The sequence below is a fragment of the Halomonas sp. ND22Bw genome, assembly GCF_003011945.1.
GTDB classification, from domain to species: Bacteria; Pseudomonadota; Gammaproteobacteria; order Pseudomonadales; family Halomonadaceae; genus Halomonas; species Halomonas halophila.
The window spans coordinates 1-367 of the sequence record NZ_PXWD01000330.1; the positions used below are offsets into that span (position 1 = coordinate 1).

1 protein-coding gene is annotated in these 367 nt (G+C 64.3%); it reads right to left on the reverse strand.

Features of this window, described 5'->3' with window-relative positions; all coding sequences use genetic code 11:
• A partial coding sequence (locus tag CVH10_RS18305; RefSeq protein ID WP_219924797.1) for an acyl-CoA dehydrogenase family protein occupies positions 1–367 on the reverse strand: 367 nt, incomplete at both ends.

Consider the following 367-nt stretch of genomic DNA (forward strand, 5'->3'; position numbering starts at 1 on the left):
TCCCGGCAGCCACTCGGCCTTCATCTCGGACGTGCCATGCGTGGCGATGATCGGCGCGGTGATCGAGTTGATGACGAGCTGGAGCATCGGACAGCCCTGAGCCGCGCATTCTTCGACCACGACGTTATAATCCGCGACCCCGCCGCCGCTACCGCCGAATTCCTCCGGGATGTGGACGCCCAGGAACCCCGCTGCGCCGAGTTCCGCCCAGAGTTCGTCAGGCTCGACCCCGCGCTTCACGCAGTCCTGGTAATATTTGCGCCCGAACTTGCCCACCAGCTTGCCGACTGCGTCGCGCAGTTCGCGGTGATGGTCGGCGGTGTCGACCAAGGAAGAAAAGAACATCGGCTGGGCGGACATGGGCGTT